Origin of the sequence: Catellatospora tritici, assembly GCF_019083965.1 — a bacterium.
GTDB classification, from domain to species: Bacteria; Actinomycetota; Actinomycetes; order Mycobacteriales; family Micromonosporaceae; genus Catellatospora; species Catellatospora tritici.
The window spans coordinates 128382-151389 of record NZ_JAHRCY010000012.1 but is presented as its reverse complement, the minus strand read 5'-3'; the positions used below and the strand labels follow the sequence as shown (position 1 = coordinate 151389).

22 protein-coding genes are annotated in these 23008 nt (G+C 72.4%); 13 read left to right on the top strand and 9 right to left on the bottom strand.

The window, feature by feature from the left end; translation table 11 throughout:
- Positions 1 to 158 precede the first annotated feature (158 nt).
- The 4 genes from KUA19_RS26130 (at position 159) to KUA19_RS26115 (ending at position 4788) form a co-directional block, all read left to right on the top strand.
- Positions 159 to 3215, top strand: a complete 3057-nt coding sequence (locus KUA19_RS26130; protein ID WP_217400012.1) for a glycoside hydrolase family 2 TIM barrel-domain containing protein — start codon at positions 159 to 161, stop codon at positions 3213 to 3215.
- On the top strand, positions 3212 to 3919 hold the full coding sequence (locus KUA19_RS26125; RefSeq protein ID WP_217400009.1) for a TetR/AcrR family transcriptional regulator: 708 nt from the start codon (positions 3212 to 3214) through the stop codon (positions 3917 to 3919). The genes KUA19_RS26130 and KUA19_RS26125 overlap by 4 nt, the downstream gene beginning before the upstream one ends.
- A gap of 74 nt (positions 3920 to 3993) precedes the next feature.
- Positions 3994 to 4458, top strand: coding sequence for a VOC family protein (locus tag KUA19_RS26120; protein ID WP_217400007.1), 465 nt, complete (start codon positions 3994 to 3996; stop codon positions 4456 to 4458).
- Positions 4459 to 4467: 9 nt separating this feature from the next.
- Complete coding sequence (locus tag KUA19_RS26115) at positions 4468 to 4788, top strand: muconolactone Delta-isomerase family protein (protein ID WP_217400005.1); 321 nt, start codon at positions 4468 to 4470, stop codon at positions 4786 to 4788.
- Here KUA19_RS26115 and KUA19_RS26110 read toward each other — a convergent pair.
- Positions 4718 to 5257 (bottom strand): hypothetical protein, encoded by a 540-nt coding sequence (locus KUA19_RS26110; protein ID WP_217400003.1) that lies wholly within the window; start codon positions 5255 to 5257, stop codon positions 4718 to 4720. The genes KUA19_RS26115 and KUA19_RS26110 overlap by 71 nt on opposite strands.
- Positions 5258 to 5653: 396 nt before the next feature.
- Between KUA19_RS26110 and KUA19_RS26105 the strand changes: the two genes are divergently transcribed.
- The 5 genes from KUA19_RS26105 to KUA19_RS26085 all read left to right on the top strand — a co-directional run bounded on the left by KUA19_RS26105 (position 5654) and on the right by KUA19_RS26085 (position 9526).
- Positions 5654 to 6685 (top strand): NAD(P)H-dependent flavin oxidoreductase, encoded by a 1032-nt coding sequence (locus tag KUA19_RS26105; protein WP_217400001.1) that lies wholly within the window; start codon positions 5654 to 5656, stop codon positions 6683 to 6685.
- A 29-nt stretch (positions 6686 to 6714) separates the two neighbouring features.
- Positions 6715 to 7083 (top strand): YybH family protein, encoded by a 369-nt coding sequence (locus tag KUA19_RS26100; RefSeq protein WP_217399999.1) that lies wholly within the window; start codon positions 6715 to 6717, stop codon positions 7081 to 7083.
- An 88-nt stretch (positions 7084 to 7171) separates the two neighbouring features.
- The gene (locus tag KUA19_RS26095; RefSeq protein ID WP_217399996.1) at positions 7172 to 7717 is read left to right on the top strand and encodes an EF-hand domain-containing protein; all 546 of its coding nucleotides are present in this window, start codon (positions 7172 to 7174) and stop codon (positions 7715 to 7717) included.
- Between the two features lie 191 nt (positions 7718 to 7908).
- On the top strand, positions 7909 to 8463 hold the full coding sequence (locus KUA19_RS26090; protein ID WP_217399995.1) for a TIGR03086 family metal-binding protein: 555 nt from the start codon (positions 7909 to 7911) through the stop codon (positions 8461 to 8463).
- 16 nt (positions 8464 to 8479) lie between these two features.
- The gene (locus KUA19_RS26085; protein WP_217399992.1) at positions 8480 to 9526 is read left to right on the top strand and encodes an LLM class flavin-dependent oxidoreductase; all 1047 of its coding nucleotides are present in this window, start codon (positions 8480 to 8482) and stop codon (positions 9524 to 9526) included.
- A 10-nt stretch (positions 9527 to 9536) separates the two neighbouring features.
- On the opposite strand, the gene KUA19_RS26080 is transcribed toward KUA19_RS26085, so the two are convergent.
- The 5 genes from KUA19_RS26080 to KUA19_RS26060 all read right to left on the bottom strand — a co-directional run bounded on the left by KUA19_RS26080 (position 9537) and on the right by KUA19_RS26060 (position 16794).
- Entirely contained in the window at positions 9537 to 9929 is a 393-nt protein-coding gene (locus tag KUA19_RS26080; protein ID WP_217399989.1) for a DUF2237 family protein, read from the bottom strand.
- A gap of 214 nt (positions 9930 to 10143) precedes the next feature.
- Positions 10144 to 10584, bottom strand: a complete 441-nt coding sequence (locus KUA19_RS26075; RefSeq protein WP_217399986.1) for a DoxX family protein — start codon at positions 10582 to 10584, stop codon at positions 10144 to 10146.
- Positions 10585 to 10861: 277 nt separating this feature from the next.
- Positions 10862 to 13711 carry a BTAD domain-containing putative transcriptional regulator gene (locus KUA19_RS26070; RefSeq protein WP_308167666.1) on the bottom strand — a complete coding sequence of 950 codons (2850 nt, stop codon included), beginning with the start codon at positions 13709 to 13711 and terminating at the stop codon, positions 10862 to 10864.
- 255 nt (positions 13712 to 13966) lie between these two features.
- Positions 13967 to 14437 carry a hypothetical protein gene (locus KUA19_RS26065; RefSeq protein ID WP_217399981.1) on the bottom strand — a complete coding sequence of 157 codons (471 nt, stop codon included), beginning with the start codon at positions 14435 to 14437 and terminating at the stop codon, positions 13967 to 13969.
- Positions 14438 to 14586: 149 nt separating this feature from the next.
- Positions 14587 to 16794, bottom strand: coding sequence for a M4 family metallopeptidase (locus tag KUA19_RS26060; protein WP_217400226.1), 2208 nt, complete (start codon positions 16792 to 16794; stop codon positions 14587 to 14589).
- 157 nt (positions 16795 to 16951) lie between these two features.
- Between KUA19_RS26060 and KUA19_RS26055 the strand changes: the two genes are divergently transcribed.
- Both KUA19_RS26055 and KUA19_RS26050 read left to right on the top strand, forming a co-directional pair.
- On the top strand, positions 16952 to 18016 hold the full coding sequence (locus KUA19_RS26055; protein WP_308167646.1) for a P1 family peptidase: 1065 nt from the start codon (positions 16952 to 16954) through the stop codon (positions 18014 to 18016).
- Positions 18017 to 18151: 135 nt separating this feature from the next.
- Positions 18152 to 18619: a hypothetical protein gene (locus KUA19_RS26050; RefSeq protein WP_217399977.1), complete on the top strand. Its 468-nt coding sequence runs from the start codon at positions 18152 to 18154 to the stop codon at positions 18617 to 18619.
- Between the two features lie 43 nt (positions 18620 to 18662).
- Here the strand turns inward: KUA19_RS26050 and KUA19_RS26045 are convergent, their stop codons facing one another.
- Both KUA19_RS26045 and KUA19_RS26040 read right to left on the bottom strand, forming a co-directional pair.
- Positions 18663 to 19364 (bottom strand): transporter substrate-binding domain-containing protein, encoded by a 702-nt coding sequence (locus KUA19_RS26045; protein WP_217399975.1) that lies wholly within the window; start codon positions 19362 to 19364, stop codon positions 18663 to 18665.
- Between the two features lie 100 nt (positions 19365 to 19464).
- Positions 19465 to 19707: a DUF6289 family protein gene (locus KUA19_RS26040; protein WP_217399973.1), complete on the bottom strand. Its 243-nt coding sequence runs from the start codon at positions 19705 to 19707 to the stop codon at positions 19465 to 19467.
- Positions 19708 to 19876: 169 nt separating this feature from the next.
- Here KUA19_RS26040 and KUA19_RS26035 point away from each other — a divergent pair, with 169 nt between their 5' ends.
- Positions 19877 to 20701 (top strand): NAD-dependent epimerase/dehydratase family protein, encoded by an 825-nt coding sequence (locus KUA19_RS26035; protein WP_217399971.1) that lies wholly within the window; start codon positions 19877 to 19879, stop codon positions 20699 to 20701.
- A gap of 47 nt (positions 20702 to 20748) precedes the next feature.
- Here KUA19_RS26035 and KUA19_RS26030 read toward each other — a convergent pair whose 3' ends face one another.
- The gene (locus KUA19_RS26030) at positions 20749 to 21528 is read right to left on the bottom strand and encodes an IclR family transcriptional regulator (RefSeq protein ID WP_254550127.1); all 780 of its coding nucleotides are present in this window, start codon (positions 21526 to 21528) and stop codon (positions 20749 to 20751) included.
- A 126-nt stretch (positions 21529 to 21654) separates the two neighbouring features.
- Between KUA19_RS26030 and KUA19_RS26025 the strand changes: the two genes are divergently transcribed.
- The gene (locus tag KUA19_RS26025; protein WP_217399967.1) at positions 21655 to 22983 is read left to right on the top strand and encodes a sugar ABC transporter substrate-binding protein; all 1329 of its coding nucleotides are present in this window, start codon (positions 21655 to 21657) and stop codon (positions 22981 to 22983) included.
- Positions 22984 to 23008 lie beyond the last annotated feature (25 nt).

The following is a 23008-nucleotide window of genomic DNA, read 5'->3' as shown; positions in this document are numbered from 1 at the left end:
CCGGGAAAGTGCACGAGACGGCGGGACGGGACAGCTCGAACGTGCGCAGTCCGAGCTCGGGCAGGTGATCTCGTCTGCCGAAAATGACACACCCGTGTTATTTTCTCGCGCATGTCGATTGCCGCCGCCGCAGTAGCGCGTACCAGGTTCGTCGCCGGATGAGCGCCTGGCGGGACACGCTGCGCCGCGATGTCGAAGACCCGGCGACGGTCGGGCGAGGCAAGCTGCCCGCGCGCGCCGAGACCGACTGGGCCGATGCCGCACAGTGGACGGTCAGCCTCGACGGCCGCTGGCGTTTCCACTGGTCGCCGCGCCGCGATCAAGTTCCGGAGGGTTTCGAGGCGCCGGGATACGACGACGACGGCTGGGGCACGATCGCGGTGCCCGGCGTGTGGGAGCTGCAGGGCTACGGCACGCCGTACTACCTGGGGTTCGGGTTCCCGCCGTCGCTGGGCGTACGCGGACGCCGCCTGGGCACGATCGACCCGGCCGACAGCCCCACCGGCGCGCACCGCACCTGGTTCCAGGCCCCGCCGGACTGGGCCGGACGCCGGGTTGTCCTGCGCTTCGGCGCGGTCAAGTCGGCGCTGCACGTGTGGGTCAACGGGACACCCGTCGGCTACGGCGAAGGGTCGATGACCCCGGCGGAGTTCGACGTCAGCGACCTGGTGCGCCCCGGCGCCAACCTGGTCGCGGTGCTGGTGCACCGGTACTGCACCGGTTCGTTCCTGGAGGGCCAGGACATGTGGTCGCTCAGCGGGATCACCCGCGGGGTCACGGTCACGGCCGAACCCGCGTACGCCCCCTGGGACGTCGCGGTCGAAGCCGACCGCGACCCTGTCGGCGGCGACGGCACCCTGGCCCTGACCGTCACCGGCGGCACGGGCCGGTGCCGGGCCCTGCTGACCGACCGCCGCACCGGCGACACGACCGAGCTGGGCGCGGCCGATCTCGCCGGTCCGCGGACCCTGCTGCGGTGCACGGTCGTCGACGCGGCCCCGTGGAGCGCCGAGGCGCCGCACCTGTACGACCTGACCGTCGAGGTCACCCACGGCGGCGACGTCTGGCGCGCGACCCGGGCCGTCGGGTTCCGCCGCGTCGAGATCGTCGGCACCCGAATCCTGGTCAACGGCCGCCCCGTGGTCTTCCACGGGGTGAACCGGCACGACTTCCATCCCCGCCGGATCTGGGACGTCCCGGCGCAGGTGCGCCGCCAGGACTTCACCATGATGAAGCGCGCCAACATCAACGCCGTACGGATGTCGCACTATCCGAACCCGACCGAGGTGTACCGGCTCTGCGACGAGCTCGGCCTGTACGTGATGGACGAGGCCGAGATCGAGTCGCACGGGGTGCGCCGCCAGGGCCTGCCCGGTGACGATCCTCGCTGGCACGCCTCGGTCGCCGACCGGATCGAGCGGATGGTGCGGCGCGGCCGCTCGCACCCCAGCGTGGTCATGTGGTCGCTGGGCAACGAGGCTGGCGACGGCACCGCGTTCGACCTGGCCCGGCGGACCGTGCGGGCGCTGGACCGGACCCGCCCGGTCCACTACGAGGGCGACACCGACCTGCGCAACAGCGACGTGCTGTCCGTGATGTACCCGACCCCCGACGACGAGCGCGTCCTGGGCGAGCGGCGGGACCTGCGCATCACCCTGGTGCAGCGGGCCCTGAACGTGGTCGCCGCCGACCACAAGTCCTTCCGCGCCGACCAGTACGCCGCCCGCCCGGTCCTGGCCTGCGAGTACGCGCACTCGATGGAGAACAGCCTGGGCAACCTCGCCGAGCACGTCGAGAACTTCCACCGGTACCCGAACTGGGCGGGCGGGTTCATCTGGGACTGGGTCGACCAGACCATCGACGTGGACCTGCCCGACGGCCGGGTGCGCCGGGCCTACGGCGGAGACTTCGGCGACCGGCCCAGCGACCGGTACTTCTGCGCCAACGGCCTGGTCGCCGCCGATCGCGGCCCGCATCCGGCGCTGGCCGAGGTGGCGCGGGTCTACCAGCACGTCGTCTTCGAGCACGCCGACGGCCGACTGCGGCTGCGCAACCGCCACACCTTCGACGACCTGTCCGGGTTCGTGCTGCGCTGGCAGGCCGACCGCCACGGCGAGCCGCTGCTGCGCGGCGAGGTCGCCGACGTCCGGACGTCCCCGGGTGAGCAGCGTGCGGTGCCGCTGCCCGACCTGCCCGGCGATGCCACGACGCTGACCGCGAGTCTCGTGCACCGGACCGCGACCGCGTGGGCCGAGCCCGGGTTCGAGCAGGCGTGGGCGCAGTTCCGGCTGGGCGGCGGGTCGGCACCCGCACCGCTGCCGCTCGTGCCGGCGGCCGAGGACGCGGGCGGCTGGGAGCTCAGCCGGACGGGCAGGCTGATCACCCTGTCGTGCGGCCGTCGGAGCCTGACGCTGGACACCGCCGCGGCGACGATCACCGGGCTGCGTCTGGGCGCCCGGGAGCTGCTGGCCGAGCCGCTGCGGCTCAACCTGTGGCGGGCCGAGACCGACAACGACCGGGGCTGGGCGAATTTCAAGCCGGCGCTCGCCCCGCTGATTCCGGCCCGGCGCTGGCGACGGGCCATGGACCGGGTGCGGGGCCGCGGAGTCGGGGTGCGCGGCGACGGCACCGACCACGAGGTCGTCGTACGGCTGGCCGTGCCCGGTGCCCGGGGCCGTCTCAGCGTCGCGACTCGGGGCGACGAGCTGCTGCTCACCCTGGATCTGGTGCCCCGGCGGGCACCGGTGCGGGTGGGCTGGATCGGCACGTTCGTGCCCGAACTCACGGACGTCGACTGGTACGGCCGGGGGCCGCACGAGAACCATCGCGACCGCAACACCGGCGCCCGGCTGGGCCGCTGGTCGGCGCCGGTGTCGCGGATGCCGCACGGGTACGCCCGGCCGCAGGAGAACGGCAACCGCACCGATCTGGACTGGCTGGTGCTGCACGGCGGCGGCCTGGCTGTGGGGTTCGGCCGGGTCGAGGGGGAGCCGTTCGAGGCTTCGGTGCGCCCGTACCCGCAGGAGCTGCTGGCGGCGGCCGAGCACGACGACGAGCTGCCCGTCGCGGGGCCGCCGACGCTGTCGCTGGACGTCGCGCAGCGCGGGGTCGGCGGCGACCAGCCGGGCGAGCTGGCGCTGCGGGAGTACGCGCGGCTCCCGGCGGGGCGACGTTATCGTCTGGCCATGGCGCTGCACTGGCAGGAGTCGGCGTGACCGCCGCCCGGTCCGAGGCACGGTCCCCGGTGGAGGCCGAGGTCCGGTCCCCGGTGGAGGCTGCGGTCCGTTCTCCGGTGGAGAACGTGCGGCTGCGCGCCCGTCGCCGGGCCGACCTGCTCGCCGCCGCGCGGACGCTGTTCCTGGCGCACGGGGTGGACGCGGTGACGGTCGAGCAGATCGCCGACCACGCGGCGGTGACCCGGCGTACCGTGTACCGCTACTTCCCGAGTCGGGACCACATCGCGCTGGCGATCGAGGCCGAGATCCTGGACCGCTGGGCAGGGCTGGCCGAGCGGGCCGCGCAGGCCCTGTCGGGCGACGGCGCGCAGCGCCTGGCCGGGTATCTGGACCGGGTCGAGGCGCTGGTCGACGGGGCGGCCGAGGAGATCGGTTTCACCCGGGTGTTCGACGCGACCGCGTTGGGGGCACTGGACGACTGCGCCGAGGCGCACGCGTACGCCGCGGCGATCCGGCGGCTGCAGGCACCCCTGGTCGGCATTCTGCGGGCGGGCGCCGCCGACGGCAGCCTGGCGGTGCCGGAGCCGGTCGAGCTGACCGCGGCGACCATCGCCAACGGGTATCTGGCGCTGGCGCAGCGCGTGCACGGGCGGGGTGAGGCGATCACGGGCGAGCAGGGCGTTTCCGCGCGCGACATGCTCCCGGCGTACGCGGCGCTGATCAGGCGAGGACTCAGGCCGTAGCCTCTTCGCATAGTAGCCTGACGGTGACTATGTGTGACGTCGGCTGGTCCGGCGGCCCGAGGAAGGCTAGGGGTATGGATCTCAAGTTCGAAGCTGTGGTCATCCCGGTATCGGATGTGGATCGCGCGAAGGCTTTCTACGCCGACACGCTGGGCTGGCGCGAGGACATCGACTACTCGGCGGCCAGCTACGGGGAGGCCATCGGCTTCCGCAACCCCGGCTCCGACAGTTACCGCATCGTCCAGCTGACCCCGCCCGGCTCGGCGTGCTCGATCCACATCGGCAAGGGCGTCAGCTACGCCGAGCCCGGCTCGTTCAAGAACATGCACCTGGTCACCTCGGACCTCGTGGCCACGCGTGAGGACCTGGTCAAGCGCGGGGTGGCGGTCAGCGAACCGTTCCACTTCGGACCCGAGGGCAAGACGCCGGGCCTGGAACCGTCCCGCGCCGACTACAGCAGCTACCTGACCTTCGACGACCCGGACGGCAACACCTGGGTGGTCCAGGAGATCGTCAAGCGGCTGCCCGGCCGGGAGTGAGACGGCGCGGTGGAGTTCCTCGTCGAGATGGTGACCACGGTCCCGCCCGGCACGAGCGACGACGAGATCGCCGACATGCGGGCGCGGGAGGCTGTACGGGCGGCGGAGTTGGCCGCCCAGGGGCAGCTGCTGCGGCTGTGGCGGCCGCCGCTGGGTCCGGGGGAGTGGCGGTCGATCGGGCTCTTCCAGGCCGACGACGCCGATCTGCTGGAGGCGGCGCTGGCCTCGATGCCGTTGCGGGCATGGCGGCGCGACACCGTCACGCCCCTGACGCCGCACCCGAACGATCCGGGTCCACCGCCGAGACTGGCCGGAACGGGTCGTCCGTAGGGAGCCAGACGCCCGCGCCGTCCAGGCCCAACGGGCCGATGTCGCCGGTCAGGGCCTCGATCGCGGCGTGTACCGCGATGCGGGTCTCGTCGCGGCGCGACACCAGCGCCCAGGTCCAGCAGGGCTCCGGGCCCGTCACCTGGCGCCGCGACAGGTCGGGCGGCACCGGCGTGGTCTGGCCCTTGGGCGAGTTGACCACGGGTCGGCCCAGCCGGCGTACGTCGTCGAAGAAGCCGGGGCCGGTCACGCCGCCGTCGTCGATGCGTACGACGCGGGCGCCGGTGTCGGCGGCGAACTCGTCGGCGAACCGGTTCCACGAGGACCAGCTGGCCGTGTCGGCGTCCACCAGCACCAGCGTGTCCCGGGCCCGGACCGGGGCCAGGTCGGTGCCGGGGGCCAGCGCGTACAGCCGGTCGGCGCCGAGCAATCGGGCGTCGAGGGCGAGTTCGGCCAGGTCCGCGTGCTGCACCCAGCAGACGGCCTGCCGTCGGCGACCCGCCTGGCCTGCGTGTGTGACGGCATCACCCAGGTGTCGACGTGCACCTGCGCCACCCCGGCCACCCGGGCCGCCAGGTCCGGCGGGAGCCAGTTGACGTAGCCGAGCCGCACCGACTCGTACGCGGCCAGGCCGGTGGCGGTGCGGCGCAGCTCGTCGGCCTGTTCGAGCAGCTCACGAGCGCGGATCAGCAGGTTCTGCCCGCACGGGGTAAGGGCCACGGTGCGGCGGTCGCGGTCGAACAGCCGTACGCCCAGGTCGGGTGGTCACTGAGTCCCGTCGCACGGGCAGCCGCGCAGGCGGCCGCCCGTGCCACCACACCACCGCACACCTGGAAAGCACACCACCGCACACCTGGAAAGATCGTCCATGCGAAGCGCACCGGTCCGCGATCTCGGACTCACCCTGCCCGTGCTCGCCGCGCCGATGGCGGGCGGCGCGGGCACCCCGGCCCTGGTCGAGGCGGCGGCCCGCGCCGGTGGGCTGGGGTTCCTCGCCGCCGGATACCGCACGCCGCAGCAGCTCGCCGAGCAGATCATCGCCACCGCGGCGACGGGCGCGCCGTTCGGGGTGAACCTCTTCGTCCCCAACCCGCTGCCGGTCGACCCCGCCGAGTTCCGCCGCTACGCCGAGCTGATCGCCGCCGAGGCCGACCGGCTCGGCGTGACGCTGGACGCGGCGGCGCCGGTCGAGGACGACGACGGCTGGCAGGGCAAACTCGACGTCCTGCGGGCGTATCCGGTGCCGATGCTCAGCTTCACCTTCGGCATCCCGCACCGCGACGACCTGGCCGCGCTGCGGCGCACGGGAGCGCTGCTGGCGCAGACCGTCACCAACGTGGCCGAGGCCAGGGCCGCCGCCGAGGCCGGGGTGGACGCGCTGGTGGTGCAGGCCGCCGCGGCGGGTGGGCACTCCGGCACCCTCACCCCGACCCGGCAGCTGCCCGACATCCCGCTGGTCGACCTCGTCACAGCGGTACGTGGCGCGGTCGGCCTGCCCGTGATCGCCTGCGGGGGGCTGGCCACGCCCGAGGCGGTGGCCGCCGCGATGCACGCCGGGGCGGAGGCCGTCGCGGTCGGCACCGTGCTGCTGCGCAGCGACGAGGCGGGCACCTCGGCGACGCACCGGGCCGCTCTGGCCGCAGCCGACCGGAGCACCGTGCTCACCCACGCGTTCACCGGGCGCCCCGCGCGAGCGCTGCGCAACGCGTTCACCGACCGGTACGGCGCGGCCGCCCCCTACGGCTACCCCGCGCTGCACCACCTGACCGGCCCGATCCGCAGGGCCGCCGCGGCGGCCGGTGACGCCGAGCGGCTGCACCTGTGGGCCGGGACCGGGTTCCGGCACGCCGCCGAGCAACCGGCGGGCGTGATCCTGAACCGGCTCGCCGCACACCTGTGATCCATCAGCGACATCCACGGGAGAACGTCATGACCAGTCAAGAGGCCGAGATCCTGCGCGCGCTGCTGGAGCGGTGGCAGTCCGGAGTGGACAGGCACGAACCGGAGGCGATCGCGGCGAACTTCACCGACGACGCGATCTTCCAGGGCCTGCATCCGTACAGCGTGGGGCCGCAGGGTGTGGCCGCGTACTACGCCGCGCAGCCGCCGGGTCTGAGCGTCACCTACGAGGTCCGGGAGACCCGGCGCCTGGCCGAGGATGTGGTGTTGGGCTACCTGACCGCCGAGTTCGCCTTCACCGACGGCCGCGAGCCGCTGCCGGTGTACCTGTGCGTGATCGCGCGCCGCACCGGCGCGGGCTGGCGACTGGCCCATTATCAGGTTTCGCGCCTGGAGTGACAGGGACGGGCCCGAACCGGCACTCGTCCGAATGAAGCATGTTTACCCCATATCGACTTCTCGTGTGGACGCACCCTAGATTTCCGGTATGGCAACGGAGATGCAGCTACGCAAACTGGACAAGGCCTTCAGTCATCTGGACGCCGACGGCAGCGGCTACGTCGAACAGCAGGACCTCAACAACCTCGGGGTACGCCTGCTGGCGAACTTCGGCGTCGTCCACGACGCGCCCAAGGCCCAGCGGCTGGCCGAGGACTTCGGCACGTTCTGGCAGGAGCTGGCCAAGGCGCTGGACGTCGACCACGACCGGCGGCTCAGCCCGCAGGAGTGGCGCGAGGGCATGACCTCGGCGTTCGTACACGGGGACGCTTTCGACCGCAGTTTCCGCCCCGGCGCGCTGGCGGTGCTGCGGCTGGCCGACACCGACGACGACGGCCGCGTCAGCCGCGACGAGTTCGCCACCATGCAGCGCGCCTTCGGCACTCCCGTCGGCGAGATCAACCTCGCGTTCGACAAGCTCGACAGCGACGAGGACGGCTACCTCAGCATCGAGGAGCTGATGGTCGGCGTACGCCAGTTCTACATCGGCGCCGACGAGACCGCTCCCGGCAACTGGTTCTTCGGCAACGTCTGAACCCGGTCCGGCGCGCCCTCCATCAAGATCGCTCAAGTTGCCCGGCGATCGGGCGTATTCCACGCCCGGATACGCCCGATCGCCGGGCAACTTCGATGGTCTTGGGGGTCCCGGACGGTGTCGTGGCCGTTGACCGCCTGCGTGGGCGCTTACGATGAGCCGGGTTTGGACACTCGACGAGGAGGTGTGCCGTGACGCGTGCGGCTGAGGAGCACCGGCTGGTCGCCGGTGCGTTCAGCGACCGGGTGCGGGGTGCGGCACCGTCGACCTGGGACGATCCAGCGCCCTGCGCGGGCTGGGTGGCCCGGGACGTGGTACGGCACCTGGTCGAATGGTTCCCCGCGTTCCTACACGCCGGTGCCGGGGTGGACCTGCCGAAGGGCCCGTCGGTGGACGAGGATCCGGTGGCGGCCTGGACGGTGCACCGCGACGGCGTACAGGCGCTGCTCGACGATCCGACCACGGCGCGGCGGACCCTGACCAACCCCCATCTCGGCTCGCTCCCGCTGGACGAGGCGATCGCCACCTTCTACACCAGCGACGTCTTCCTGCACACGTGGGACCTGGCCCGCGCCACCGGCCAGGACGAGCGGCTCGACCCTGACAGGTGCGCGCGGATGCTCGCGGGCATGCTGCCGATGGAGCAGGCGCTGCGCGACAGCGGCCACTACGGACCGAGGGTCGAGGTCCCGGCCGACGCCGACGTGCAGACGCGGCTGCTCGCCTTCATCGGACGCGTCCCGTGACCGCCCCCGGCCCCCGGTGACCGCCGAACCGGTGACCGCCGAACCGGCCGACCCGGTCCGGGCCGCGCCGGTGGCCACCGAACTTGCCGTGGACCTGTTCCTGGTCTGCGGGCAGGTCGGCGGCCTGTCGGCCGCCGCCGCGCTGACCGCGGCGACCGGGTACGCCCAGGCGGCCGAAGCCGCCGGGTTCGACGGGGTATGGCTGGCCGAACACCACTTCATCAGCTACGGCTCGTGCCCGTCGGCGGTGGCGCTGGCCGCCTACCTGCTCGGCCGGACCAGCCGCATCCGGGTCGGCACCGCCGCCGCGATCCTGTCCACGCGTCACCCGATCGCGCTGGCGGAGGAGGCGATCCTGCTGGACGTCGTGTCCGGCGGCCGGTTCGCCCTCGGCGTCGGCCGCGGCGGCCCATGGGTCGACCTGGAGGTTTTCGGCACCGGCCTGCCCCGCTATGAGCAGGGCTTCACCGAGTCGCTGGATCTGCTCCTGCGGACACTGTCCGGCGACGGGCCGGTCGCCGCCGATGGGCCGACGTTCGCGTTCCGGCCGGTGTCGGTGGTGCCCGCCCCGGTCCGGCCGGTGCCGGTGTGGGTGGCCGCCACCTCTACCGCGACCGCGCGGACCGCGGCCGAACGCGGCCTGCCGCTGCTGCTGGGCGTGCACGAAGACCTCGCCGGGCGTCGGGCCATGCTCGACGCGCACGCCGAACACTGCCGCGTCCGGGTGGAGCACGTGTCGGCGCACCTGGCACTCACCGGCGACCCGGGACGGGTCCGGCGCACGCTGGCGGCCTGGCTGCGGCGGACCGGGGAGTACGTGCGCCTGGCACCGTCCCCGTCGGCGAGCCGCGACATCGACGCCTACGCCGACCGGCTGCTCGGCCTCCACCCGCCCGCGCCCGCCGCCCGGCTCGCGGAGCGGCTGAGCCAGGCGGTCGAGGCCACCGGGGTGCGGCGGCTGATGCTGCTGGTGGAGGCGGCGGGCGACCCGGCAGAGGTCGGCGACACGATCCAGGAACTCGGCAGCCAGGTCCTTCCGGTGCTGCGGGGTGCCCGGAGCTGACGCGGGTCCGCTACTGCTGTAGCGAGGCGAGGTCCGGCGGCACGTCCACCGCGTGCGGGCGCAGCACCTCCAGCGGGATGATCTCCAGCGCCCGTTCGTTGGTCGAGGCGAGCACCACCGGCGCCGCCGCGCCGTCCTTGAACGCCTGCAGCCACCGCACCGCCACCACGCACCAGCGGTCGCCTGGGCGCAGCCCAGGGAAGTCCCACTCCGGCCGCGGGGTGACCAGATCGTTGCCCACCCGCTGCTGGTGGGCCAGGAACTCGGCGGTGACCACGGCGCACACCGTGTGACTGCCGAAGTCCTGCGGTCCGGTGGTGCAGCATCCGTCGCGGTGGAAGCCGGTCATCGGATCGGTGCCGCACGGTTCGAGTTCGCCGCCGAGCACGTTGCGATCGGTCATCGTTCAAGCTTCGCATCTGGATCGGCGGTCGCCGCAGGGCATCCCGGTCGGCGCGTCACGGTGCGCGCGCCGTCGTGGCGAAACCACTGATCAGGGCCGTTCGGTCACGCGGGATACCAGCGAGGAAAGCACGGACGAAGTCGCCCTGTACGGAGCGGGGACGGGGTCGCCCGCGGCCTCACCGAGGCTGCGGGCGACCCGACCGAGGTGGCGATCAGACGGCGGCGGCGATCGCGGCGGCGATGAAGACCACCTGCAGGACCGTGCGTTGCGCGAGGGGGGTGACGGGCTTGCCGCCCAGGCTGAGCCCGCGTCGCGCGGCTGAGACGTTGGCCGGGAACATCGCCACCATCAGCAGCGCCAACCCGGTCGCGGCCAGTGGTGCGACCCGGGGGATGAACAGCCCGACCGCGCCGGCGAGTTCCAGTACACCGGTGAGGGTGACCAGCAGGTCCGGGCGGGGCAGACGCGGCGGGATCATCGCGATCATGTCGCGGCGCCACGAGGGTACGAAGTGGACCGCGCCCGTGGTCACGAACATGAGCGCCAGTCCGCCGCGCAGTGCGGGCTGCCAGGCGTCGAGGGCGTCCACTCCGGCCAGGCCGAGCAGACGCAGCACCACGGAACCCGCGACGAGTGCGATGAGGGGGGCCATCACTTTCTCCAATCTTGTCACTGCCAAGATTGCGCTCACCCGCACATCTTGTCAACGACTAGATCTGAGAGCCCCGCCACACGGTCGGGCCGGGCCTCCCCCGTAGGAAACCCGGCCCGGACGCGACGACGCCTGGATCAGTGGGCGATGGTTCCGACGGTGCCACGGGTGACCGGGGGTGGCAACGAGAGATTGATAGAAACGCTTGAATGGATAAAACTGCCGCTCCGGACTGCCGGTCCGGCCGCGTACGCGCAGCCCGGCAGCGATCTGCCGGTCAGTTCAGGCGGCTGCTCGCCTCGTCCGCGCGCGGATGGCCGAGCTGGTCGAGGATCTCCCACGCCGATCGCCAGGCAGCGCGGGCCGCCGCGCCACGACCGGCCGAGGCGTACGCGTCGCCGAGGTGAAGCAGCACGTCGGCCTCGTTGAACCGGTCCCCGGCGGAACGGAACACCTCCAGCGACCGGCGCAGGCAGCGCACGGCCTCGGTGGGCTCGCCGAGGCGGTGGTGCGCCACCCCCAGGCTGTCCCAGATCGCGGCCCGGCCGTACCCGTCGTCGACCTGTTCGTTGAGGGCCAGCGCCTGTCGGCACAGGGTGAACGCCTGTGCGTAGTCGCCCAGGTTGAGGTGGGCCCAACCCACCGCGTTGAGGGTCCGCGCCTCGCCGATCCGGTGCCCGCAGCGCCGGTACAGCGCGAGCGCGGTCTGGCGCTGCCTCAGCGCCCGCTCGTGGTCGCCGTGCATCTCCGCCATCCAGGACAGGCTCATCAGCGTATGCGCCTGCCCGACCGCGTCACCGAGGTCGGCGTAGCGCCGCGCGGCGGCCCGGTAGTGGTCACCGGCTTCGGCGTACCGCTCCAGTTGCGCGTAGCCGCGTCCGAGGAGGCGGTGGGCGTAGGCCTCGCCGCGGCGGTCGTCCGCGCGCACGGCGGCGCGCAGGGCGATCTCCTCCACCGCGATCCAGTCCGTCCAGTGGCCCTGATGGTCCAGGTAGTCCAGCAGTGACCAGGCCAGATGCCAGGCCTGCCGATCCCGGCCCAGCGCCTCGGCCTGGGCCACCGCGGCGACCAGCGTCGCGTGCTCGGCGGCCAGCCACGCCATCGCCGTGTCGGCGTCGGACAGGTCGGTCGTGGGCGGGCCGCCGCCGTCGGCGCCGATGGGCTCGCGGTGCGGCTCCACCAGCATCGCCGCCCGATGCGCCGTCGCCTCGTACGCGTCGAGCACGCGCAGCGTCGCCGCCTGGCCCTCCTCGGCGGGCAGCAGCTGCCGCGCGTACGCCCGCAGCAGGTCGTGCAGCCCGAAACGGCCCGGCGTCAGCTCGCTGACCTGGTGCGCGTGGACCAGCTCCTCGATCACGGCCCGCGTCCGCGCGGCGGGCCAGCCGGTCAGCGCGGCCGCCCCGGCGACGGTGAAGTCGGGGCCGGGGTGCGCGGCGGACAGCCGCAGCAGGCGGCGGGCGTCGCCGTCCAGCCGCGCGTACGACCAGTCGAACGCCGCCCGCACCGCCCCGAACTCGTGCCCACCCGCGTGCAGCTCCTCGGCCACCATCCGCAGCGGAACCTCCGGCCGTCCGGCCGCGCGAGCGGCCACGACGCTGATCGCCAGCGGCAGCCGGGCGCAATTGGCCGCGATCTGGTCGGCCGCGGCCGGGTCTTCGCCCACCCGCTCGGCCCCGAGCCGGCGCGCGAGCAGGTCGCGCGCCTCGGCCGGGGCGAGCAGCCCGACGGTGATCGGGGCGACCCCGGTCGCCGCGGTCAGGTCGATCAACTGGTCGCGGCTGGTGACGACGGTCCGGTTGCCCGTCCCGCCCGGCAGCAGCGGCAGCACCTGCGCGGCGTCGTAGGCGTTGTCCAGCACGATCAGCATCCGCCGATCGGCGAGCAGGCTGCGCAGGAGCCCGGACAGTGCCTCCACCCGGGCCGGGACACGCTCCGGCGCCACCCCCAGCGCGTCGAGGAAGCCGCGCAGCACCGTCTCGGCGGGCACCGCGGCCGCGTCCGGGGTGTACCCGCGCAGGTCGGCGAAGAGCTGGCCATCGGGAAAGGACCCGCGCTCGCGCTGGGCCCAGTGGACCACGAGGCTGCTCTTGCCCACCCCGGCGCTGCCGACCACGAGCGACAGGCCCTCGTCCTCGTCGAGACGCTTGAGCAGGTCTTCGCGGCCGACGAAGCCGGTGACCGGGGCGGGCAGCTGCGCCGGCAGCACCCCGAACGCCGCGGCGGGGGCGTGTCCGAGCACCCGGGCGTACGCCGCCTGCAGCTCCTCCCCGGGTTCGACGTCCCACTCGTCGGCCAACCGGCCGGTGATCTCCGCGTACGCCAGCAGCGCACCCGACCGGTCGCCGGTTTCGGTCAGGGCCGTCATCAGCGCGGTGTGCACCTGCTCGTGCCGGGGTTCGTCGGCGGCCAGTGCCCGCAGCGGCTCGGTGGCGGCCCCGGCGTCCAGCATCGCCAGCGCGAGCGCGGCCGAGACCCGACGCCGGTTCAGCGCCGCGGCGGCCGGGTGGTCGCGTAGCGCGCTGCCCGCGAGGACCGGCCCCCGCCACAGGTTCAGGGCCGCACTCAACGTGGCCGCGGCCGCCTGCGGCGGCTGCCGCTCGGCCTGGCGGACGAGCGTGTCGAAGCGGGTGGCGTCCAGCCGCTGCCCGACGGCCAGCGCGAACCCGGCGGCCGCCGCGGTGATGCGCGACCCGACGAGCAGGCGGCCCAGGGTGGCTACCGCGGCCCGGATCTGCCGGATCGCGCTCCGGGGGCGGTCGTCGGGCCAGTGCGCCGCGGCGATGTCGTCGGCGGGGACGGGCTCACCGGCGCTGAGGGCGAGCAGCGCCAACGTCGTACGGTGCAGGGACGGTCCCAGCTCGACGGTGCTGTCACCCTGGCAGGCGCGCAGTGGACCGAGGATCCCCACCTGCACCGGTCCGGCGGGCGCGGGCGGGGCCAACGCCTGCCGTTCGGCGGCGGTCAGGCCCAGCGCCTCGGCCAGCCGCCGTACGGTCACCGGGCGTGGCGCCGCGACCCGGCCGTTCTCCAGGTCCCGGATCGCCCGCAGGCTCAGGCCGCTTCGCGCGGCCAGCTCCTGCTGCGTCACACCCGCTCCGCGGCGTAGCTCCCGCAGCCTCGCGCCCACCCCGGGCGGCTGGACAATGCCGCTCACCGTAGCTGCCCTCCCCGTCGCCGAGCCTACCCGCGAGCGGCGCGGTCGGCCCCCTTCATGGTCCGGGTTGGACTCGAGCTGATGCGGCCATCGGCGGTGGCGGTGGGAACGACCTGCTCGCCGCCCGGCCGACGGGCGAGGCGCGGTGGGTGGGTCGAGTGCGGTGGTGGGACGGGCGCGGGGCCGCCGGCTCGTGACAGCGCACGGCGGCCCCGGAACAGCGGCGGGTCAGAAACAGGGGATGGTGACCACGGTGCCACTGGCCGGCGGCGGAGTGGCCGGGACCGGGACGGTGATGACCGTGGTGTTGTTGGACTCGTCCAGCTCGTACACGGTGTTGATCGGGTCGATGGTGGCCGTCAGCAGCACCGTGTGACCAAGGAACGAGTTGCCCGCGGTGGGCTCGCCGCCGATCGCCCAGCGGAACGGCGCCGCCGAGGTGACCGGACCGCCCGCCGTGCGCTTGCCGTAGTTGGAGCGCATGTTGAACGCGTTGCTCGGAAACGTGGTGCCGGTCCAGTTCGCGGCCAGCACGGGCGCGATCCAGAGGTTGGCGGCGGAGTCCTGGTACCACTCGCAGGTCCCGGCCCGGTGGATGGTGAGGTCACCGGCGGGCATGGCGGCGGCCGGGGTGGCGATGGCCGCTACGGTCGCGGCGACGAGTCCGGCGCAGAGGATCGCGGAGGGCAGAGGGCGCATGCCCTGACGGTAGGTTCGCGGTCGCTGTCGTGCCATGACGGATTCGCGACTGCCACTCGGACGCCGAACCGGACTGAACTCGGTCTTCGCCGCGCGCCGAGCGGGTGGGCGTGGTCCGGGCGCCGGTCGGCGCCCGGACCGTCGGCCGCTTACGGCAGGGCGTACTTGGACTTCAGGTAGTTCTGGGTGGAGACGCGATCGGTGTCGCTGAGGGCGCTGGAGTAGACCAGCAGCTCGGCAAGGTCGCCCTGCATGTAGGCCGACGAGTAGTAGGCGCCGATCTGGTTGATCGACCACCCGCCGCTCGCCGCGACCGGCGTCGAGGTGTATAGCGTCCCGTCGCGGTAGACCTTGAGCGTGGCGCCGTCATACCGGATCACCAGGTCGTGGAAGACCCGGGTGTTGCCGATCGTGCTGGTGGTCGCCGGGATGCCGTTGGACCCGTACACCAGCGCCTGCGTGCCGTTCTCCCAGCGCAGCTGGTTGTTGGCGTTGTTGCCGCCCGGCCCGAGGATCATGCTGTACGACTCGGTGGTCTTGGAGTTCTTGCCCACCACGAACACGGTGAACGCCGACGGGTTGATCGTCACCAGACTCAGCGACTGGCTGCCGCCGAAGCGGATCACCGGCTTGCCGTTGACGACGCCGCTGGCCAGGCTGGGCTGGCGCGCGGCGACGGTCATGCTGGCGTGGTGGCCGGTGCCGCTCTGGTCGGTCCAGTTGCTGACCAGGCCGCCGCTGCTGGTGACGCCCGCGTCGGCGCGCAGCCAGACCAGGCTGCCCGGGGTCGGCCCGGCGCACGGGTCGGTGCCGACCACGTTGACCGCCGCCCAGGCCAGGTGCACGGCCTTGTACTCGGTCGAGCAGAGGCCGTAGAGGTCGGCGGCGGCGCTCAGGGTGTGCGTCCGGGCCTGCGCGTACGTCTCGCTGGCGACGAAGTGGACGTCCAGCGCCCGGTACCAGATCTTCTCCGCCTTGGCCCGGCCGATGCCGGTCACCGGGGCGGCCGATCCGCAGATCGGGCTGGTGCCGTACGCCGTGGCGCCGGTGCCCTCGGCCAGGTCGAAGTAGAAGTGGTTGGCCACGCCGGAGGAGTAGTGCGGATCGGAGCTGCCGATGCCGGAGAACCAGCAGCCGTACGAGGAACCGTCCAGCGGCGGGTTGTACATGTAGCGCAGCGGCGCCCCGGTGCCGAAGATGTCGATCTTCTCACCGACGAGGTAGTCGCCCGGGTCGGCGGCCACGCCCGCGTAGAACTCGACCATGTTGCCGAAGATGTCGCTGGTGGCCTCGTTGAGGCCGCCGGACTCGCCGGAGTAGATCAGCCCGGCCAGCGCCTCGGTCACGCCGTGGCTCATCTCGTGGCCCGCCACGTCCAGTGCGGTCAGCGGCCGGATGTTGCCGGACCCGTCGCCGTACGTCATCTGGGTGCCGTCCCAGAACGCGTTGACGTAGTTGCTGGCGTAGTGCACCCGCGAGGTGACCCCGGCGCAGGCGCCCAGGATGCCGCAGCGGCTGTGCACGTTCTTGAAGTAGTCGTAGGTCTTGGCGGCGCCGAAGTAGGCGTCGACCCCGGCGGTCTGGGTGTTGCTCGGTGTGCCGTTGCCCCAGATGTTGTCGGCGTCGGTCATCGTCGTGCAGGCGCCGGTGCTGTTGCCCATGCTGCACACCCGGTTGTTGCCGTGCGACGGGTCGATCATCGAGTACGTCACCGGCGACGACGAGGTCAGCGTGGTGTCGATGGAGACCGTTCCGGAGTACATCGAGTAGCCGGTGCCGAGCACGGTCTCGACCTCGTCGAAACTGCCGCGCACGATGCCGGTCAGCGCGTCGGTCATGACGTGCAGCACCGATGGGGTCAGCCCGTCCGGCGCCCACCCGCGCACGACGGTCTCCCATGCCAGCCGCGGCGCGGCCGGGGCGCTGGCATCCACGAACAGCTCGCTGCCGCCGACGGAGGTGACCCGGCCGGTGAACGCCTTGGCGGCAGCGGCCTGCGCGGCGGCAGTGGTCACCTTCGGCAGGACGCCGAGGGTCAGCGGGGCGGTGAGGCCGGTCGAGGCGCCCGCGAAGGCGCCGTTCGGGGCGGTGTGCACGACCAGGTCGCCGCCGTACACCCGCAGGCCGTGGTAGCTGCGCTGGTAGCGGACGTGACCGGCGCCGCCGGCGTCGGCGATGGTGCGCGCGACGGTGTACGTCTCGGCGTCGCTGCCATGGATCACGTCGCGGTGCTGGGCCAGCGCGGCGTTGGCGGCGGCCAGGGTCGGGGCACCGGTGGGCGCCGCGACGGACGCGGCCGCTGACAGCGGGGTGACCAGGGCGGCCAGTAGTAGGGCGCCTGCGGCGCCCGCGAGCATACGTCTCACGTGCTTCCTCTCCAACTCATCGACTGCCACGAATTAATCGATGGCGGCCCATGTTTATCGAAGGAAGCGATGATTGTAAATATAGATGAATGACGTTCATTCAGGTGTCGGGTCCCGGCCCCGCGCGACGACCGGGCAGGATGGGGGAGTGTCAGCCAGCCAGCAACCCCGCCGTACGCGCGACCTGGGCATCGTCGTCGGTGACCTGCCCACGGGGCCGGTCGGCGCCATCACCGACGTGCCGGGGGTCCGGGTCGGCCACACGACCCTGATCGAAGGCGACGACATCCGCACCGGTGTCACCGCGATCGTCGCCGACCAGTTGACCTCCCGCCGATCCCTGCCCGCCGGGCTGTACGTCGGTAACGGCTACGGCAAGCTGGTCGGGTCCACGCAGGTGGTCGAACTGGGCGAGATCGAGACGCCGGTCGTGCTGACCGCCACGCTGTCGGTGTTCCGCGCCGCCGACGCGCTGCTGGACCACATGCTCACCCAGCCCGGCCGCGAGGCGGTCCAGTCACTGAACCCGCTGGTCGCCGAGACCAACGACGGCTTCCTGTCCGACATCAGGGCCCGCCCGATCCGGGCCGAGCACGTGCTCGGCGCGCTGCACTCGGCGCGCGCCGGCCTGCCCGCCGAAGGTGCGGTGGGGGCGGGTACGGGCACGGCGGCGCTCGGCTTCAAGGCGGGCATCGGCACCTCCTCGCGCGTCGCTCCTACCTCGACTGGTCCAGTGACCGTCGGAGTGCTGGCGCAGGCGAACTTCTCGGGCGTGCTGCGGGTGGCGGGAGTACCCGTGACCCCGGCGGCGGTCGGCGTGCCGACCGGTGCGCCGCGGCCCGCGTACGAGCCGGAGCATCCGGGCAACTCGTGCGTGCTCGTGGTGGCCACCGACGGTCGGTTCGACGCCCGCCAGCTCGGGCGGGTGGCTCGCCGGGCGGTGTTCGCGATGGGACGGGTCGGTTCCGACTTCGCCGGTGGCAGCGGCGACTACGCGCTGGCGTTCTCGACGGCGGAGCCCGGTGGCCCGGCGGCGGAGTCCGACCTGGAGCCGGTCTTCGCGGCGGTACAGGACGCGGTGGCCGAAGCCCTGCTGAACTCGCTGTTCATGGCGTCGACCACGGTCGGATACCGCGGTCGGGTGAAGTACGCGGTGCCGCACGAACGGATGCTGGCCCTGCTGCGTGAGCATCGGGTCGAGCTGAGGACCTGATCGCGCGACCGGTGACGACCGGCGCCGCGTCACGCCGACCATGAGGCCGACCCGGCCGGACGGCCGCCGCGTACCCGTACCGGGCCGGCACGCTAGCGTGTCCTTGTCCGTGTCCTTCCGACGATCGGCATCCCGATGAGCCAGCTCGAAGACGTAGGCGACCAGGACGGCTGGCGCTGCTGGGTGTGTGACGAGCCCGTCGACCCCGCGGTCTCGGTGAACGACCCGCGGGGGCCGAGCGTCGACAGCAGGACGGCGAACCCGAAATCGGCGAAGAAGGGCGGGGGCGACTATGCGGGCGGGGAGCGCCTGGCCCACCGGGCCTGCAACACCCGCAAGGGCGCGGTGACCGCGGTGATCCCCTGGCCGGCCGATCTCATCGTGTTCGACCCGGCGCCGCTGACGTCGGTCGCCGAGCGACTGGACCGCAAGGGCGGCCGCGAGGTCGTCGCCCGGTGCGCGGATCGGGCCGACGCGCAGCAGGTCGCCGACTGGCTGGTCGACCGCTTCTCACGGCTGGCTCCCGCACTCGACGTCAGCGCCAGTGTCGATCCTGGCGGCGGTCAGTTCCTGGTCGCGTTGGCGGCGGGCCGCCGTCGCTGATCCGGCGCGGCGCCGCACCCCCGGTGCCACGCCGGTGGGAATCTCACGCGACGAGGTCCTCGGACTGGTTCGAGCGCCGTAGGGCCGCGGCCACGAAGCCGCTGGTCTTCAGGTCTGCCACTACCTCACGCAGGAACGCCGCCGTCTCGGGCCGTCGGCTGACGCTGGTGCCGACAGCCTGCAGGATCTGCATGAACCGGCCGTCGATCAGCCGCACGTCCGGGTTGGTCGCGGTGAACGACTCCATCGGCTGCCGGATGCCCGCGGCCACCTCCAGGTCCTGCGCCCGGAACACGTCGACTCCCTCGTCGCCCCGTACGACCGTCGCCGCCCGCAGCGTACGGCTCAGGTACAGGTCATACGCCGACCCCTGCTTGACGCCGATCCGCACGCCGACCCGGTCGATGTCGGCCAGGGTCAGCAGCGGCGAGTCCTGCGGCACCGCGTAGACGCCTTCGATCGCGACGTAGGGCTCGGTGAACGCGACCTCGGCGGCCCGCTCGGGCTCGACTGCCAGGAAGCAGATGTCGGCCTGACCGGCCCGCATCGCCTCGAACGACTTGCGCGCCGCGTCGAAACAGAGGAACGACACCGGCACGCCGAGCCTGGCGCCGATCTGGTTCGCGATCTCGACGGTGACACCGCTGGGCGCCTGTGGGGTGCCCTGGGCGAGCACCGGATTGCCGAGGTTGATGGAGGCACGCAACGTACCGGACGGGGCGAGGTCAGCACGGATGATCTTCACAACGCCTCAGCGTACGCACCCCACGATGTTTGGAAGGGCCCCTTCTTCGTCGGAATGCGATAAGAAGGGGCCCTTCCTTGCGGTTGGGGGTGGGTGGCGGTCAGGGGCAGGGCTCGGATTCGATCGTGTAGTACGCGGTGTAAGCGCCCCAGTGATAACTGGGGTCGCCGGGGCATTCGCTGAAGGTCGAGCCGCCGACGAGGTTGGTGTGGGCGGCGTCGCTGAAGTAGGCGACGAAGGTGATCGTGCCGTTGGCGTGGGCCGGGGTGGCGGCGCCGACCAGGCCAAGACACACCGCCGCGGCGACGGCAGCGATCCGAGTGCGGGTTCGTGACCTGCGCATGATGCCTCCTGGAGTAGGACGATATCCAATCATACATTCAAGTATTGCGATGGCAGGACGGTGGATTGGCGCGCGCCCCTGCCCGCACAATGCCCGTGAAGGTGTCCACATATGTGGAGGGAATTCTGTACCTTGGCTGGATGGTGGCGGGCTGGCTATGCTGCTGGCCATGGGACGAATCTTGATCACTGGCGGGGCCGGGAAGGTCGCCACGTTGCTGCGGACCGGGATGCGGCGGGAGGGCCGGGTGCTGCGACTGCTGGACATCCGCCCGCCCGCGCCGCTGCCCGACGGTGACGGCGCCGAGGAGGTGGTGATCGGGTCGCTGACCGACCCGGAGGTGCTGGCCGCCGCGTTGCGCGACGTCGACGCGGTGGTGCACCTGGGCGGCCAGAGCCGGGAGTCCGACGTGCGCGACGTGCTGGAGTCCAACATGTTCGGCACGTACCAGCTGTTCGAGGCGGCCCGCGCCGCCGGGGTGAACCGGCTGGTGCTCGCCTCGTCCAATCACGCCGCCGGGTTTCAGGACCGGACCCAGGTCGGCCCCGACGGGCTGCTGCCGTCCGACCTGCCCGGCCGCCCCGACACCCTGTACGGCTGGAGCAAGGTCGCGATGGAGTCCTGCGGGCAGCTCTACGCCGACCGGTTCGGCATGGACGTGGTCTGCCTGCGCATCGGCCTGTGGTTCCCGAAGCCGCCTGGCCTGCGCGGCCTGGCCATGTGGCTGTCGCCCGCCGACGGTGTGCGCCTGGTCGAGGCGTGCCTGTCGGCGCCGTCGCCGGGCTTCCGGATCGTGTGGGGGATCAGCCGCAACACCCGTCGCTGGTGGTCGCTGGCCGAGGGCGAGGCGCTGGGCTACCACCCGGTCGACGACGCGGAGGTCTTCGCCGACGAGCTGATCGCCCAGCATGGCGAGCCGGACTTCGACAAGGACCCGCTGCTGACCCGGGTCGGCGGCCAGTGGTGCGACGTCCCGCTGGGTGTCGCGTACTGAGCTGAACGGGGGACGGGGGCAGCCCGGCTCGGGCTACCCCCGTCGTGTCAGCGGATGCCGTTGCGGCGCAGGGTGCCCGCCAGTGCGGTCGCGGCGCGGACCACGGCCGTGGCGACCCGCTCCACCTCGGCCTCGGTGGCCAGCTCGGCGGGCATCGAGCAGCTGATCGCGTCGGTGGCCGGGATGCGGTAGTGCACGGCCGCGGCGACGCAGGCCACGCCGGTGGTGCCCTGCTCGTGCTCGACGGCCCAGCCGCGGTCGCGCACCCGGGTCAACTCCTCGTGCAGGGCGGGGCGGTCGGTGACGGTGTGCGGCGTGTACGCCTCCAGCACGTCGGGCAGCACCTTGTCGACCTCGACCGTGGTCAGCTCGGCCAGCAGCGCCTGCCCCAGCGCGGTCAGGTGCGCGGGCAGCCGCCGCCCCACCCGGGACACCACCCGTACGGCGTCGCGGGACTCGCGGCTGCCCAGGTAGAGCACGTGGCCGTCGTCGCGGCGGGCGTAGTGCACGGTGTAGCCGATCTCCGAGCGCAGGTCCTCGAGGGCTTCGTAGACGTGTGGCAGGGCCGGGTCGCGGTCGAGATAGGCGGTGCCGGACAGCAGGGCGTGCGGGCCGACGCCGAAGGTGGCGCCGCTGTCGTCGGCCTCCACCCATTTGAGTTCGCGCAGGGTCCGGACCAGGGCATGCAGACTGCTGCGCGGATACCCCATGATCTCTTGCAGCTCGGAGATGCTCAACCGCTTGGGCGACGCGGCCAGTGTCTCCAGGATGCGGACCGTGCGCTCGGCTGACTTGACCAGCGAGCTGTCGGACTGGCTTGAGGTCATGGATCCACCGTCCACGCGAATTGTTTCAGGAGTGTTGACGGTCATAGTAGCGGACGCTAACTTGTCGGTGCACCGCTTGCACATAACTAGAATCCGTCCACATATGTAGACAGGAGGCAGCGTCCGATGCTCAGTCGTAAAGCGACCAGGCTCGTGGCGGCGCTGGCGGCCGTGTTCGCGCTGGCGACCGCGGCAGGCTGTGGTGACGACCAGCCGGCCGCCGACAGCAAGGCGCCGCTGGAGATCTGGGTCCGCAAGCCCCCAGGCTCGCCGACCGAGAAGACACACCAGGATCTGGCCGCGAAGTTCACCGCGGCCACCGGCGTCCCGACCAAGGTGACCGCCGTGTTCGAGGACTTCGAGACCAAGCTGCAGCAGGCGGCGGCGCAGAAGAAGCTGCCCGACATCGTCGTCAACGACACCGCCCAGCTCGGCACCCTGGTCAAGCAGGGCCTGGTGCGCGACGTGAACCAGGCCGACATCGACGGCGGCGACCAGCTCACCCCGGCCGCGTGGGACGCGGCCAAGGGCGCCGACGGCAAGCTCTACGCGGTGCCGTTCTCGGCGCAGTCGTTCGCGCTGTTCATCCGCAAGGACTGGCGCGAGAAGCTGGGCCTGGCCCAGCCCACCAGCTGGGCCGAGCTGGACGCGCTGGCCACCGCGTTCACCACCAAGGACCCTGACGGCAACGGCAAGGCCGACACCTACGGGTATGTCATCCCCGGCTCCACCAAGCGCGGCTACCTGGACTGGTACTTCAGCAGCTTCCTGTGGGCGTCGGGCGCCGACTACTTCAGCGGCAGCCCCGGCAGCCTGACCCCGGCCATCGGCTCGGACCAGGCGGTCGCCGCCGCACAGTGGCTGAAGGCCCAGTTCTGCGCCGCCAAGAGCGTGGTGCCCGGCGCGGTCACCGCGGAGACCACGCAGGCACACCCGCTGTTCGAGACCGGCAAGGGCGGCATCTACTTCACCGGGCCGTACAACATGGCGCGGTTCGACAAGAACCTCGGCAAGGACAAGTACGAGGTTGTCGCGCTGCCCGCCGGTCCCGGCGGCAAGTCGGCCTCGCTGGCCGAGGGCGAGAACGTGTACCTGATGGCCGGTTCGGCCAACCCGGCCGGGCAGGAGCGCTTCGCCGAGTTCCTGATCAGCGAGCAGGGACAGACCGTCGGCATGGCCGGTGACACCGACGGCAACGTGGTCCGGCTGCCGGTCAACAAGAACGTCGACCTGGCCAAGGTACGCACCGACACCCGCTGGCTGGTCTTCGACAAGGTCTACAAGGAGGTCGGCCGGTACGCGCCGGTCGTGCCGGAGTGGACCCCGTTCCGCACCGCGTCGGCCGAGGCGCTCAACGCGATCGTGTCCGACTGCGGCTCCGACCCCAAGGCGGAGTTGGCGAAGCTGGCCGAGAAGTTCGGCGCCGAGTTGAAGAAGCAGGGAGCAGGCGCGTGACGCGCCTGGCCGAGGGCTGGAGCGA